This is a genomic window from Streptomyces sp. GESEQ-4, from assembly GCF_017948455.1.
Lineage (GTDB): Bacteria > Actinomycetota > Actinomycetes > Streptomycetales > Streptomycetaceae > Streptomyces.
Genome location: NZ_JAFFSU010000001.1, coordinates 262,269 through 275,605 on the forward strand (window position 1 = coordinate 262,269; position 13,337 = coordinate 275,605).

The window sequence follows — 13,337 nt, forward strand, 5'->3', positions numbered from 1 at the left end:
CCCAACCAGGCCCTAGACGACCCCCCGCGCACGCAGCTCCGCCAGCCGCGTCTCCGTCACCCCCGCCAGCCTGCCCAGCACCTCGGCCGTGTGCTCGCCCAGTGCGGGCGGCGGGGTGTAGCCGTCGACGGGGGTGGCGGACAGGCGGATCGGATTGGCGAGCAGGGGGAGTCGGCCGGAGAGCGGGTCCTCGACCTCGACCAGCATCTCGCGGTGGCGGATCTGGGGGTCGGCGAAGACCTCGGGCATCTCGTTGAACGGGCCCGCGGGGACGTCGTGTTCGTCCAGGACGGCCAGCCATTCGTCGCGGGTCCGGGTGCGGAGGATCTCCTCCAGCACCGGCAGGATCTGCTCGCGGTGCGCGATCCGGGCGGACGTCGAGGCGAACCGCGGGTCCTGCAACAGATCCGTACGGTCGGCCGCCGTGCAGAAGGCGGCGAACTGTTTGTCGTTGCCCGCGACCAGGAAGATCGGCTTGTCCTTGCACTCGAAGGCCTGGGACGGGATGCCGCCGTAGCCCCCGTTCCCGCGCCGCTGCGGGACCTGACCCGACACCAGGTAGTTCATCGCGAAGTGGGACAGCGAGGCGAGCCCGCAGTCCAGCAGGGACAGGTCGATGAACTGGCCCTCGCCGGTGGTGTCCCGGTGCCGCAGAGCGGCGAGCACGGCCGTGGCGGCGTACAGGCCGGTGAGGATGTCGACCATGCTGACGCCGACCTTCATCGGCTCCTCGGGGTGACCGGAGACGCTCATCATCCCGGACATCGCCTGGAAGATGCCGTCGTAGCCGGGGCGTTGCGCATACGGCCCGGTCTGGCCGAAGCCGGTCACGGAGAGGTACACGAGCCGGGGGTTGAGCGCGCGCAGGCTCTCGTGGTCGAGCCCGTACTTCGCGAGCGTCCCCGCGCGGAAATTCTCCACCACGACGTCCGACCGGGCGGCCAGCGCACGGATCAGCTCCTGGCCCTCGGCGGTGGCGTGGTTGACGGTGACCGACCGCTTGTTGCGGTTGCAGGCGAGATAGAACGCGGCCGTGTCGGTGCGCTCGCCGTCCGGGCCGGCGGGGAAGGGCGGCCCGTACGTCCGGGAGTCGTCGCCGCTGCCCGGCCGCTCCACCTTGATCACCTCCGCGCCCAGGTCGCCCAGCATCTGCGTGGCCAGCGGGGCCGCGAGGATGCGGGACAGGTCGAGGACGCGGATCCCGGCCAGGGCGGTAGACGGCATCGAGCACCCTCCCCTTCTCGAGTTTCTAATGAGTTAGATAAATGCTACATCTACTCCTCGCGGATGGCGTTGAATCATGTAACTATATGGATCTGCACTGCGAGGCAGAGACCGGAAGGTGCGCGGATGACCGTCGCGGCGAGGAGCCTCACCGACCAGGAACAGCGCGAACGCCGCGAGTGGTTCCGGACCCGCTGGGAGCGCGGGGTCAAGTTCAACCGCGACTGCGGCATGCGCATCCTGCGCTGGGACCCGGACGGCATCGAGATGGTCCTGCCCTACGCCGAGTCGCTCTCCGCCCACGAAGGCGTCTTCCACGGCGGGGTGATCTCGGCGCTCATCGACACCGCGGGCGCCGGAGCCGTGATCGCCGGGCACGACTTCGACAAGGGCAGCCTGCTGAGCACCGTGTCGATGTCCGTGCAGTACCTCGCGCCCGCCCGCGGCCGGGAGGCCGTCGCCCACGCGCGCTGCGTCCGACGCGGCCGGCGGCTGCACTTCGCCGACGTGGAGGTACGTATGCCGGACGGCCGGATCTGCGCGCGAGGCCAGGTGGTGGTGACCATCTCCGGGGAACGGGCCGGTGTCGGCGACCCCATCGAACCGCTGACGGAGGAGTGACGACGTGCCCGAGCAAGCCGATCAGGACCTGGTGCTGTACGAGGTCGACGAGGACGGAGTCGCCACCCTCACCCTCAACAGGCCCGAACGCAAGAACGCCTGGAGCATCCCCATGGAGCGCCGCTTCTTCGCGCTCCTGGAGGAGGCCGCACACGACCCGTCGGTGAAGGTCGTGATCATCACGGGCTCGGGCCGGGCGTTCTGCCCCGGCATGGACGTCCAGCGGCTGGAGCAGAACTCCCAGCCCGGCCAGTCCCTCAATCTCCAGGCCCGGGTGCCGATGTACAGCAAGCGCGACATGCCGAAGCCGCTCATCGCCGCCATCAACGGCGCCTGCGCGGGCATCGGCCTGGTCCAGGCCCTCATCTGCGACATCCGCTTCGCCGCCCGAGGAGCCCGCTTCACCACTGCCTTCACCCGCCGGGGCCTGGCGGGCGAGTACAACATGCCGTACGTCCTGCCCCGCGTCGTCGGCCTGGAGAACGCCCTCGACCTCCTGCTCTCCGGCCGCGTCTTCGACGCCGACGAGGCAAAGGAACTCGGGCTCGTCAGCCGGGTCGTGGAGCCCGAGGACCTGCTCGACGCGGCCCGCGCCTACGCCCGCGACATCGCCCGCAACTGCTCGCCGCGCGCCATGGCCGTCGTACGCCATCAGGTGTACGGCGATCTGGACCGGCCGTTCGAGGAGGCGCTGGCCCGCTCGTACTCGGCCATGGAGTTCTTCGCCGGGTCGCCGGACTTCCGTGAGGGCGTGGCGAGCTTCGTGGAGAAGCGGGAGCCGAAGTTCGAGGGGCTGCCCGCCGACTTCGATCCCGAGGACGCCACCCGCGACGCGTTTCTGCCGTACTGACCGAGGAGACGACGAGACATGACAGGGCAGCCATTCCCCGTCGAGGCCGGGCACATCATGATGTTCGCCCGCGCCATCGGCGACGAGAACCCGGAATACGAGCGGTTCGCGCCGCCGACGTTCGCCATGGCGAGCGCGCACTACGACCCGGAGTACCACCTGCGTCCCAAGCCGGGACAGGAGTGGTTCGGCTCCGGAGGCGGCCCCGGGACGATGCCCGAGGGCGGCGGAGGACTCCACGCCGAGCAGCACTTCGAGTACCACCGCCCGGTACGCGCGGGGGAGACGCTGTACGCGCACACCGTGCCCGGGCGCAGCTGGGAGAAGCGGGGCCGCACCGGGCTGCTGCTGTTCAGCGAGCGGATCACCGAATACCGGGACGCCGACGGCGAGAAGGTCGTCACCGCCCTGACCGTGGCCGTCGTCCCCGAGGGCCCCGCCACCCGGAAGGACTCGTGATGCACGTCGACGACATCAAGGCCGGCGAGACCCGCGAGAGCGTGCTCGTCGAGGACCTGAAACGCACCCGGATCGTCCAGTACGCGGGTGCGTCCGGGGACTTCAACCCCCTGCACACCGACGAGCTGTTCGCCAAGCAGACCGCGGGCTACCCCGGCGTCTTCGCCCACGGCATGCTCACCATGGGCATGACCGGACGGGTGCTCACCGACTGGGTCGGCATCGAGTCGCTGCTGACCTTCGGCGTGCGCTTCAAGGCCCAGGTGTGGCCCGGTGACACCCTCACCGCCACGGCCACGGTCGAGTCCGTCGAGGACACACCGGCCGGTCCGGTCGCCCACTTCTCCCTGCGCACGGTGAACCAGGACGGCGGCGAGGTGGTCACCGGCACCGCGACGGCCCGCCTGGAGCCCTGAACCGTGGACCGCCCAGGCGCAGTCGAGCAGGACACCTGGACCGCTATGGTCAACCGCGCCTACGACCACGCACGCCCCGCCACCCGGTTCGGCGGCGAGTGCTGGACCGGACGCGAACTCCTCGACCGGGCGGGCGGCGCCGCCGACTGGCTCGACTCACTCGGCCTCGCAACCGGTGAACCCGTCCCCGCCCTCATCGCCACCTCCGCCGACGCCCTCGCCCTGGTGATCGGCGGCGCGGGCTCCGGACACCCCCTGGCACCGCTCGGGGTGCGGATGACGCCGTACGAGATCGCGGCGGTGGTCTCGGCGGGCACGTCAGAAGTCATGGTCGTCCAGGCAGAGTTCGCGCACCTCGGTGACGAAGTCGCCCACCTCACCGGCCGCAAGACGGTCGTGATACCCGAACTGCCTTGTATCTCCAGGTCACTTACAGCTGCTCCGGACGAACTCGCCGCCGTCCTGCACACCTCCGGCACGACGGGAGCACCCAAGCCCGTCCCCATGAGCCAACGCCGGCTCGCCGCCCGCGCACGCGTCAACGGCGGACTCTGCGCGCTGGACGCCGACAGCTTCTACGGCGGCAGCGCGCCCTTCCACCACATCGCGGGCCTGGGCAACATCGCCGTCGCGCTCGCCGCCGGAGCACTGATCACCGGGCTGCCGCGGTTCACCGTCGACGGCTGGGCCCGGCTCCGCGAACTCGGCACCACGCACACCAGCATGGTCCCCGCCATGCTGGAGACGCTGCTGGCCGCCGGACAGGCCCGGCACGAGAGCCTGCGCGTCCTCCAGTACGGCGGTGCGCCCATCCGCCCCGGCACGCTGCGGCGGACGTACGAGCAGATGCCCGGGGTCCGGATGCTCAACATGTTCGGGCAGACCGAGGGCTCACCGATCAGCGTGCTCACCCCGGACGACCATCGCGAGGCCATCGCCGGGCGCACCGAGTTGCTGCGGTCCGTCGGACGGGCGGCGCCCGGCGTCGAGTTGCGGGTGCGGGACCCCGGGCCGGACGGGATCGGCGAGATCGACGCCCGCGCGGACCATTTCTTCCGGATCGACGAAGCGGGCTGGCTGCGCAGCGGCGATCTGGGGCGGGTCTCGGCGGACGGCTATCTCTATCTCGCCGGGCGGCAGACCGACATGATCATTCGGGGCGGGGAGAACGTCCATCCACTGGAGGTGGAGACCGTCCTCGCCGCCCATCCCGATGTCGCCGACGTGGCGGTCACCGGCGTACCGGACGACCGCCTCGGGCAGACGGTCGTCGCCTTCGTCGTCGCCGCCGACCCCACCGCACCGCCCGGACCGGACACGCTCAGGGCGTACGCCCGCGCCAGGCTGTCCGGCTTCAAGGTCCCCGTCCGCTGGAGCTTCGTCGCCGACCTGCCGCGCAACGCCAACGGCAAGGTGCTGCGCCGCAGTCTGAGCAGGAGAGTGACATGACACGCGAATCCGCGGGCGTCGACCCGCACCGGCTGGATGTGCTGCTGCGCAGGATCAGGCTGGAGGTGGAGCACGGCCCGCTGCCGTCCACACAGGTCGCCGTCGCCCACGCGGGGAAGTTGGTGGCTTTCGAGACCTGGGGGGAGGCCCGGCCGGGCACCCGCTACATCCTGCAGTCCGTGGGCCGGTCGATCGTCGCGGGCGCGGTGTGGAAGCTGATCGGCGACGGCCTGCTCGACCTCGGGGAGCAAGTCGCCGCGATCATCCCGGAGTTCGCGCCCAACGGGAAGGAGACGGTGACGGTCGAGCAGGTGCTCACCCACACCGCCGGCTTCCCCTTCGCGCCGCTCGGCCATCCGAAGATGCTCGACCGCGAGCAGCGCCTGGCCGCCTTCGGCCGCTGGCGGCTCGACTACCCGCCGGGCAGCCGTTTCCAGTTCCATCTCACCTCGGCCGCCTGGCTGATCGCGGAGATCGTGGAGCGCCGGACGGGCCTGCCCTTCGCCGACCATCTCCGCGAGCGGATCGTCGGTCCGCTGGGCCTGGCGTCGATCGAGCTGGGCGTACCGGTGGACCAACAGCCCGGCACGGTCGCCCCGATGACGGCCACCGATCGCACCGACGACGACCAGAAGCCCGACCCCTGGGGTCCCTGGTATCTGTCCGACCCTGAGGTGCTGGCGGCGGGCGAGCCGAGTCACGCGCTCGTCGCCACCGCCGCCGATGTCGCCCTGTACTTCCAGGCGCTGGAGCACTCGGGCCTGTGGAAGCCGGAGGCGGTGGCCGAGGGCACCCGGATTCGGCTGACCGAGCATCCCTACGGCGACCAGGTCTACGGCGGCGGGGGCAGCCGGCGGACGAGCATGGGGCTGTTCGTCACCGTCGCCGGACCCGACGCGGGCAGCGGGCTGCCGTCCACCGGCTCGCCGTCACTCTTCGGGAACGCCGGAGCCGCCTATCAACTGGGCTTCATGGACCCGGAGACGGGGGTGTCCTTCGCGCTGCTGAGCAACGGCTACCCGCTCGCCGGCTACGACCACTCGCGGCGCGGTACGGCCTTCATGACGAACGTCGCCGATCTGGCGGCCGACCTCACGGACTGAGTGGGCTGAGCGGTGTCAGTCGATCAGTTCGAGGACGGTCTTCGGGCCGGCCGAGTTCACCACGTCGTCGGCGCTGGAGATGTGCCGCTGCCACAGCTTCTCGGCCTCGTCGGCCTTGCCGGACTCGATCAGCCCGACCAGCCGGACATGCGCGCGATGACCCTTGAGCGCCTGGGCCTTCTGGGTCTCGGTGTCCGTGGCGGCCGCGGTGTACGAGGCGTTCGCCCGGTCGACGATGGTGCGCAGCATGCCGCACAGCAGGATCAGGGTCTGGTTGCCGGTGAGCTCGACCAGCAGGGCGTGGAAGGCGTCTTGAGCGTCCACGAGCGCGAGCGGGTCGTCCAGCACGGACTTCTCGGCGGCCACCGCGTCACGCAGCCGCTTGATGTCGTCCGCCGTGTGCTTGACGGCGAGCTGGCGGGCGCACGGCGGCTCGATGAGCGCGGCGGCGCGGTAGACGTCGCCGAGGGTGGCGCCGCGGTACTCGAGGATCAGACCGGCGAAGCGGGCCGCGACATCGGCGTCCGGCGCGCTCACCCGGGCGCCGCCGTGGGCGCCGCGGCGCACCGTGATCAGCGACTCCGACTCCAGGACACGGAAGGCCTCACGCAGGGTCGGCCGGGAGATGCCGAACTGCTCCATCAGCCCCGACTCCGGCGGCAGAGCGTCGTCGGGCTTCAGCTCGCCCCGCACGATCTGGCGGCGCAGATGCGCGGCGACCAGCTCGGCCGTCTTCGGTACGCGCACCTGGCGTCCGACGCGGGCGCGGGAGGGGGCGGGCATGGGGGGCGCTTCTGCGCGGGCTGCCTCGGCCACGGCGGAGTCTCCTCGCTGACGATGTGTGCCGTATATAGCAAAATGAATCTGCTTAATGTATCGAGGGTACCAGGTCAAGGGGTCGGTGATCGCGGTCGGGCGGCCCCGGATCTGGCGTCCGTCCACCCCTTGGGTATATAGATGATTCATCTATCTATTTTGTGTCTATTTTGGAGACGCGATGGTGATCCTCTCCGACCTCACCGACGACGGGGTCATGCTGCTGACCCTCAACCGGCCCGAGCGGCACAACGCCTGGACCCTGGAGATGGAGCTGCTCTACAACGAGCTGTTCGACCGCGCCGAGTCCGATCCCGACGTACGGGCCGTGGTACTCACCGGCGCCGGGCGCAGCTTCTGCCCCGGGATGGACATGAGCGTGCTCGACGGGGCGTCCTCCGGGGCCAAGCCGTGGCCGACCGATCAGCTGCCGCCGCGCACCCGGCCGATGACCTTCCCGAAGCCCGTCGTGGCCGCGATCAACGGTGCCTGCGCCGGTATCGGCTTCAACCAGGCGCTGATGTGCGATGTGCGGTTCGCCGTGCCGGGCGCCCGGTTCGCCGCCGCGTTCAGTGCGCGCGGGCTGGTCGCGGAGGACGGGGTGTCCTGGATTCTGCCCCGGCTGGTCGGCTATGGGAACGCCAGCGATCTGCTGCTGTCCTCGCGCCGGATCGAGGGGCCGGAGGCGCTGGCGATGGGGCTGGTCAACCGTCTCGTCGAGCCGGAGGAGCTCTTGCCTGCGGCACTCGCGTACGCCACCGAACTCGCCCGCTCCGCCAGCCCGTACGCGATGTCCCTGATCAAGCGGCAGCTCGCTGACGACCAGGCGCGCGGCTTCGTGGCGAGCCGGGACAGTGCGGCCGCCCTGCTGGCCACGGCGAAACGCGCCCCCGACTACCGGGAGGGCGTGCGCAGCTTCATCGAGCGACGGCAGCCGGAGTTCGCCGCGCTGGGTGAGGCGGCGTCGTGACCCGCGCGGAGCTGCCTCTGCACCGTCGCACGATCACCATCAGCGCCTACGAGGAGGACGGCGGCGGCGAGCTGTCCGTCGAGGCGGAACTGGCCGACGTACGGCCGCGGGAGGACGCGTCGGCCGCGACGGTCCACCGGATGGTGCTGGCCGTGAGGGTTCGGCTCGCGGACATGGTCATCGTGGACGCCGACGCGGACATGCGGACGTTTCCGCATGCCGAATGCCCGTTGATCGTCCCGGCGTTCGAGGGTCTGGTCGGGTTGAGTGTGGCCGCGGGGTTCAATCGGGCGATCCAGGGGCGGTTTCGGGGGACCTCGGGCTGCACTCATCTGTACGAGCTTGCCCGTGCGCTGGGGCCCGCCGTCGTGCAGGCCGCGATCTCGGCGAATGCGCGGCGGCGGGATTCGGGGCGGCCGTCTCATGGTCCGCGCTCCACCGCCGGCGTCCTCAACAGCTGCCATATCTGGGCGCCGGACGGTGTGGGGTTGCGGAAGTTGGATGCGGGGTGGCGGCCGGGGGAGGGGCCGGTGCCGGTGCCGGAGGTTGAAGCGTTCGAGGGGCGTTAGCTGCGCCGGTAGGGTTGTTCGCTGGCTGCGGGGCGGTGGGGGCTGGTCGCGCCCACGCGGCGGAGCCGCAAATTAACACAGCCCCGCGCCCCTAACGGGGCTCTCTCGGCAGCCCCAATACCCGCTCCGCGAGGATGTTCCGCTGTACCTGGGACGTGCCGGCGTAGATCGTGCCGGAGCGGGCGATGAGGTAGGTCGTTGACCAGGATGCCGAGGAGTTCGCGGCGCCGGGGTCGTCGGTGCGGTAGGTGCGTAGGGGTGGGCGGCCCTGTGGGACCTGGGCGTGGAGGCCCATGATGTCCATCGCCAGGTCGGTGACCTCGGTGTGGTACTCGCTCCAGTACAGCTTGGCGATCGACGTCTCCGGGCCGGGCTCGGCGCCCTTGAGCCAGCCGGTGAGGATGCGGTAGCCGAGGAAGCGCATGATCTCGACCTTGGACCAGCACCAGGCGATGCGCTGCCGTACGACGGGATCCTGGTCCTTGCCGTACTGGCGGGCGAGTTCGACGAGACGCTCTACCTCGGCCTTGAACAGGATCGGGTTGGTCGCGGCCTCCTCCCCGCGCTCCACGCCGAGCAGGCTCTGGGCGACCGTCCAGCCGTTGTCGACGCCGCCCACAACGAGGTCGGCCCGGGTGCGGGCGCCGGTGAAGAAGACCTCGTTGAAGTGGAGCTGGCCGCTCATCATGCGGAACGGGCGGACCTCGACGCCGGGTTGGCCGAGGGGGACGAGGAGGAAGGAGATGCCGCGGTGCTTGGGGGCGTCGCGGTCCGTGCGGGCCAGGACGAAGATCCAGTCGCAGTGGTGGGCGCCCGAGGTCCACACCTTCTGGCCGTCGATCACCCAGTCGTCGCCGTCGCGTACGGCCCTGGTGGTGAGCGAGGCGAGGTCGGAGCCCGCGTCCGGCTCGGAGTAGCCCTGGCACCAGGTGTCCTCGCCGCTGAGGATGCGCGGCAGGAAGTGGCTCTTCTGCTCCTCCGTCCCCCAGCGCAACAGGGTGTTCGCCAGCATCTTCACGCCGAACGTGTCCTGTGGCAGCCCGAACGGCACGCCCGCCAGCGCCAGTTCCTCCATCAGGACGACCTGGTGGAGCTTGGAGAGGCCGAGGCCGCCGTACTCCTCGGGCCAGGTGAGCGAGAGGTAGCCGCGCTCCGCGAGCCGCCCCCGCCAGTCGCGGGCGAAGGCCCACGCGGCCTCCTCGTCGAGGGCGCCGATGCCGTGCCAGTCGGCCGGAAGGGCGTCCGCGAGGAACGCCTTGACCTCGCTCCGGAACGCCTGGGTCTGAGGGGGATAAGTGATGTCCACCTGCGCTGTCTCCTCTCGCGGACGGGGGCTCGCCTTATTGATACTTTCAGCGTAATAGGTTATCTATTTAAGTGGAATAGCGTCGAGCCAGGGGACGGGCGGGCATGGGACTGCTGGACGGCCGTAGCGCGGTGATCACCGGTGGCGCACAGGGCATCGGCTTCGAGATCGCCGGTGTGCTCGGCAGCGCGGGTGCGTCGGTGGTCCTCGGCGACATCGACGAGGACGCGGCGGCCGAGGCCGCCGAGCGGCTCACCAAGAACGGTGTCGCCGCCACCTCCCTGCGCTGCGATGTCACGGACGAGGGCGAGGTCGCCGCCCTCGTCGCGCACTGCGCCGACACCTTCGGGCCCGTCGGCGTGATGATCAACAACGCCGGCATCACCCGGGACGCGACCCTGCGCAAGATGCGGATCGCCGACTTCCGCGCCGTCGTCGACGTCCACCTCACGGGCGCCTGGAACGGCACCCGGTTCGCGGCCGAGTCGATGCGCGCGCACGGCGTGGGCGGCAGCATCGTCAACATCTCCTCGATCGCCGGCAAGGTCGGCAACTTCGGCCAGACCAACTACAGCGCCGCCAAGGCAGGCCTCGTCGGCCTCACCAAGGCCTCCGCCAAGGAACTGGCCCGCGCCGGCATCCGCGTCAACGCCGTCCAGCCCGGGCTGATCCGTACGGCCATGACCGAGGCCATGCCGCAGGCCGCCTGGGACGCCAAGCTGGCCGAGATCCCGATGAACCGCGCGGGCGAACCCGCCGAGGTCGCCCAGGCGGTCCTCTTCCTCGCCTCCGACATGGCGAGCTACGTCACCGGAGCGGTTCTCGAGGTGACCGGTGGCCGATACATGTGACGCCCGTTCCCCTGACGAAAGGCATGACCGATGCGTGACGCGGTGATCTGCGAACCCGTGCGCACCCCCGTCGGCGGTTACGGAGGTGTCCTGAAGGACGTCACCGCGGCCGAACTCGCGGCCACGGTCGTGCGGGCGGTGCTGGAACGGACCGGCATACCGCCCGGCGCCGTGGACGACGTACTCCTCGGCCAGTGCTACCCCAACGGCGAGGCACCCGCGATCGGCCGGGTCGCCGCCCTGGACGCGGGCCTGCCCGTCGAGGTGCCGGGCCTCCAGATCGACCGCCGGTGCGGCTCCGGGCTCCAGGCCGTGATCATCGCGGCCATGCAGGTGCAGACCGGCGCGAGCGACCTCGTCCTGGCCGGGGGAGTGGAGTCGATGAGCCAGGCCGAGTTCTACACCACCGACGTACGGTGGGGCGTACGCGGCGCGGGCACCACTCTGCACGACCGGCTGGCCCGTGGCCGGGTGACCTCCGGGGGCGTCAACCACCCTGTCCCCGGCGGCATGTTGGAGACGGCCGAGAACCTGCGGCGCGAGTACGGCATCCCGCGCGAGGAACAGGACCGACTGGCCCTGCGCTCCCACGAGAAGGCCGTCGCCGCCCAGCGGGAAGGCCGGTTCACGGACGAGATCGTGCCGGTCACCGTACGCACCCGCAAGGGCGAGACGGTCGTAGATACCGACGAACACCCGCGCCCCGACTCGACGTTGGAGAAGCTCGCAACACTGCGCCCCGTCCTCGGCCGCACAGACCCCGACGCGACCGTCACCGCCGGAAACGCCAGCGGCCAGAACGACGGCGCCTCGCTCTGCATCGTCACCCACCCCGAACGCGCCGCCGAACTCGGCCTGCGCCCGCTGGGCCGCCTCGTCTCCTGGGCCGTCGCGGGCGTACCGCCGGAGACGATGGGCATCGGCCCGGTACCCGCCACAGCCAAGGCCCTCGAACGAGCGGGACTCAAGCTCGCCGACATCGACCTCATCGAACTCAACGAGGCCTTCGCCGCCCAGGTCCTCGCCTGCACCCGCGAATGGGCCCTGACCGAGGCCGACTTCGAGCGGTTCAACGTCAACGGCTCCGGTATCTCGCTCGGTCACCCCGTCGGCGCCACCGGCGGCCGCATCCTCGCCACCCTGCTGCGCGAACTCGACCGCCGCGACGCCCGCTACGGCCTGGAGACCATGTGCCTCGGCGGCGGACAGGGCCTGGCCGCGGTCTTCGAGCGGCCCAACGACATCACTGCCCAGGGAGGACGCTGATGGCCGGACTGATCGCATACGGCGCCTATGTGCCGTACCACCGCCTCGCCCGCGCCGATCTCGCCGCCGTGCTCGGCACACCGCCCGGCAAGGGCACACGCGCGGTCGCGGGCTACGACGAGGACACCACCTCGATGGCCGTCGAGGCGGCCCGCGGCGCCCTCGCTCCTGACGGGCTGCGCCCCCGCATCGGCCAGCTCTTCCTCGCCACCGCGGCCCCCGCCTACCTCGACAAGACGAACGCCACCGCCGTCCACGCCGCCCTCGGCCTCGACGAGCACGTCCTCGCCGCCGACATGGCGGGCTCCGTACGCTCCGGCCTCGGCGCCCTCGTCACGGCCGCCCGCTCCACCGTCCCGACCCTCACGGTCCTGTCCGACCTGCGCACCGGCCTGCCCGGCGGCAGCGACGAGTCCGCGGGCGGCGACGGCGCGGCGGCGTTCGTGTTCGGCGGCCACCGCGACAGCACCCCCGTCATCGCGGAACTCCTCGCGCACGACACGGTGAGCGACGAGATCCTGGACCGCTGGCGGCTGCCCGGCTCGCCCACCTCCCGGGTGTGGGAGGAGCGGTTCGCCGAGGAGATCTACGTAGACCTCGCGGGCAAAGCTCTCACCGCCGCGCTCGACCGGGCGGGACTCGACATCGACGCCGTCGACCACCTCATCGTCTCCGGCCTGCACGCGCGCGCGTGCGCCTCGGTACGACGCAGGACCGGCGCCCGCCCCGAGGCCGTCACCGCCGACCTCACCGCGGCGATCGGCAACGCCGGCACGGCCCAGCCCGGCCTGCTCCTCGCCGACGTCCTCGACCGCGCCCGCCCCGGCGAGACCATCGCGCTGGTCGTGCTCGGCGACGGCGCCGGAGTCATCCTCCTGCGCACGACGGACGCCCTGCCGACCCACCGCGGCGCCCGCCCGGTCGCCGGGCAGATCGCGGCGGGCAGCGCGCCGATGCCGTACGCCACCTATCTCTCCTGGCGCGGCCTGCTCGACCGGGAACCGCCCCGCCGCCCCGACCCCGAACCGCCGTACGCCCCGCCCGCGCACCGCCGCAACAGGTGGAAGTACGGCTTCGTGGCGGCCCGTTGCGAGAAGTGCGGCACCCGCCACCTTCCGCCGGACCGCGTCTGCACGTCCTGCCGCAGCGTCGACGCGATGACTGAGGAACCCATGGCCGACGTACGCGGCACGGTCGCGACCTTCACGGTCGACCGGCTCGCGCACACGCCGAGCCCGCCGATGCTCGTCGTGGTCGTCGACTACGACGGCGGCGGCCGGTTCCGCTGCCAGCTCACCGACGCCACCGAGGCCGACGCCGTCATCGGCGCCCGAGTGGAGATGACCTTCCGGCGCACCGTCACCGCGGCCGGCGTCCACAACTACTTCTGGAAGGCCCGTCCGGTCCGTACGGACGAGGACTGACGAGGACTGACGA

Annotated in this window: 14 protein-coding genes; 11 read left to right on the forward strand and 3 right to left on the reverse strand. The window is 71.1% G+C overall.

The genetic code is table 11. From position 1 onward, the window contains the following. Positions 1-12 precede the first annotated feature (12 nt). Positions 13-1,224, reverse strand: coding sequence for a CaiB/BaiF CoA-transferase family protein (locus KCH48_RS01170; protein WP_210569449.1), 1,212 nt, complete (start codon positions 1,222-1,224; stop codon positions 13-15). 126 nt (positions 1,225-1,350) lie between these two features. On the opposite strand from KCH48_RS01170, the gene KCH48_RS01175 reads away from it, so the two are divergent. Genes KCH48_RS01175 through KCH48_RS01200 form a run of 6 tightly spaced genes read left to right on the forward strand, consistent with a single transcriptional unit; the run spans position 1,351 to position 6,122 of the window. Further along, positions 1,351-1,845 (forward strand): PaaI family thioesterase, encoded by a 495-nt coding sequence (locus KCH48_RS01175; protein ID WP_210569452.1) that lies wholly within the window; start codon positions 1,351-1,353, stop codon positions 1,843-1,845. 4 nt (positions 1,846-1,849) lie between these two features. After that, on the forward strand, positions 1,850-2,695 hold the full coding sequence (locus tag KCH48_RS01180; protein ID WP_210569455.1) for an enoyl-CoA hydratase-related protein: 846 nt from the start codon (positions 1,850-1,852) through the stop codon (positions 2,693-2,695). 18 nt (positions 2,696-2,713) lie between these two features. After that, positions 2,714-3,154, forward strand: a complete 441-nt coding sequence (locus tag KCH48_RS01185; RefSeq protein WP_210569458.1) for a MaoC family dehydratase N-terminal domain-containing protein — start codon at positions 2,714-2,716, stop codon at positions 3,152-3,154. Further along, on the forward strand, positions 3,154-3,570 hold the full coding sequence (locus tag KCH48_RS01190; RefSeq protein ID WP_210569460.1) for a MaoC/PaaZ C-terminal domain-containing protein: 417 nt from the start codon (positions 3,154-3,156) through the stop codon (positions 3,568-3,570). Before KCH48_RS01185 ends, KCH48_RS01190 begins: the two co-directional genes overlap by 1 nt. 3 nt (positions 3,571-3,573) lie before the next feature. After that, positions 3,574-5,019, forward strand: a complete 1,446-nt coding sequence (locus KCH48_RS01195) for a class I adenylate-forming enzyme family protein (protein WP_307840768.1) — start codon at positions 3,574-3,576, stop codon at positions 5,017-5,019. Further along, complete coding sequence (locus tag KCH48_RS01200; protein ID WP_210569462.1) at positions 5,016-6,122, forward strand: serine hydrolase; 1,107 nt, start codon at positions 5,016-5,018, stop codon at positions 6,120-6,122. Before KCH48_RS01195 ends, KCH48_RS01200 begins: the two co-directional genes overlap by 4 nt. 15 nt (positions 6,123-6,137) lie before the next feature. Here KCH48_RS01200 and KCH48_RS01205 read toward each other — a convergent pair whose 3' ends face one another. Beyond that, the gene (locus KCH48_RS01205; protein ID WP_246884673.1) at positions 6,138-6,905 is read right to left on the reverse strand and encodes a FadR/GntR family transcriptional regulator; all 768 of its coding nucleotides are present in this window, start codon (positions 6,903-6,905) and stop codon (positions 6,138-6,140) included. Positions 6,906-7,119: 214 nt separating this feature from the next. On the opposite strand from KCH48_RS01205, the gene KCH48_RS01210 reads away from it, so the two are divergent. Beyond that, complete coding sequence (locus tag KCH48_RS01210) at positions 7,120-7,908, forward strand: enoyl-CoA hydratase-related protein (protein ID WP_210569465.1); 789 nt, start codon at positions 7,120-7,122, stop codon at positions 7,906-7,908. Further along, positions 7,905-8,477, forward strand: a complete 573-nt coding sequence (locus KCH48_RS01215) for a DUF2889 domain-containing protein (protein ID WP_210569468.1) — start codon at positions 7,905-7,907, stop codon at positions 8,475-8,477. Before KCH48_RS01210 ends, KCH48_RS01215 begins: the two co-directional genes overlap by 4 nt. Positions 8,478-8,568: 91 nt before the next feature. Here KCH48_RS01215 and KCH48_RS43095 read toward each other — a convergent pair whose 3' ends face one another. Then, complete coding sequence (locus tag KCH48_RS43095; RefSeq protein ID WP_210569470.1) at positions 8,569-9,783, reverse strand: acyl-CoA dehydrogenase family protein; 1,215 nt, start codon at positions 9,781-9,783, stop codon at positions 8,569-8,571. A 104-nt stretch (positions 9,784-9,887) separates the two neighbouring features. Between KCH48_RS43095 and fabG the strand changes: the two genes are divergently transcribed. From fabG to KCH48_RS01235, 3 genes are read left to right on the forward strand one after another with little or no spacing between them, the layout of a single operon-like run. After that, on the forward strand, positions 9,888-10,634 hold the full coding sequence (gene fabG, locus KCH48_RS01225) for a 3-oxoacyl-ACP reductase FabG (protein WP_210569472.1): 747 nt from the start codon (positions 9,888-9,890) through the stop codon (positions 10,632-10,634). Positions 10,635-10,664: 30 nt separating this feature from the next. Beyond that, a complete protein-coding gene (locus tag KCH48_RS01230) occupies positions 10,665-11,900 on the forward strand; it encodes an acetyl-CoA C-acetyltransferase (protein WP_210569474.1) in 1,236 nt (411 codons plus the stop codon). Continuing rightward, positions 11,900-13,324, forward strand: a complete 1,425-nt coding sequence (locus KCH48_RS01235; RefSeq protein ID WP_210569476.1) for an OB-fold domain-containing protein — start codon at positions 11,900-11,902, stop codon at positions 13,322-13,324. The genes KCH48_RS01230 and KCH48_RS01235 overlap by 1 nt, the downstream gene beginning before the upstream one ends. Positions 13,325-13,337 lie beyond the last annotated feature (13 nt).

Coding starts and splice junctions, on each gene's coding strand:
- KCH48_RS01185 (WP_210569458.1), top strand. CDS start 2,714: ATGACAGGGCAGCCATTCCCCGTCGAGGCCGGGCACATCATGATGTTC.
- KCH48_RS01175 (WP_210569452.1), top strand. CDS start 1,351: ATGACCGTCGCGGCGAGGAGCCTCACCGACCAGGAACAGCGCGAACGC.
- KCH48_RS01210 (WP_210569465.1), top strand. CDS start 7,120: ATGGTGATCCTCTCCGACCTCACCGACGACGGGGTCATGCTGCTGACC.
- KCH48_RS01205 (WP_246884673.1), bottom strand. CDS start 6,905: ATGCCCGCCCCCTCCCGCGCCCGCGTCGGACGCCAGGTGCGCGTACCG.
- fabG (WP_210569472.1), top strand. CDS start 9,888: ATGGGACTGCTGGACGGCCGTAGCGCGGTGATCACCGGTGGCGCACAG.
- KCH48_RS01190 (WP_210569460.1), top strand. CDS start 3,154: ATGCACGTCGACGACATCAAGGCCGGCGAGACCCGCGAGAGCGTGCTC.
- KCH48_RS01230 (WP_210569474.1), top strand. CDS start 10,665: ATGCGTGACGCGGTGATCTGCGAACCCGTGCGCACCCCCGTCGGCGGT.
- KCH48_RS01170 (WP_210569449.1), bottom strand. CDS start 1,224: ATGCCGTCTACCGCCCTGGCCGGGATCCGCGTCCTCGACCTGTCCCGC.
- KCH48_RS01200 (WP_210569462.1), top strand. CDS start 5,016: ATGACACGCGAATCCGCGGGCGTCGACCCGCACCGGCTGGATGTGCTG.
- KCH48_RS01235 (WP_210569476.1), top strand. CDS start 11,900: ATGGCCGGACTGATCGCATACGGCGCCTATGTGCCGTACCACCGCCTC.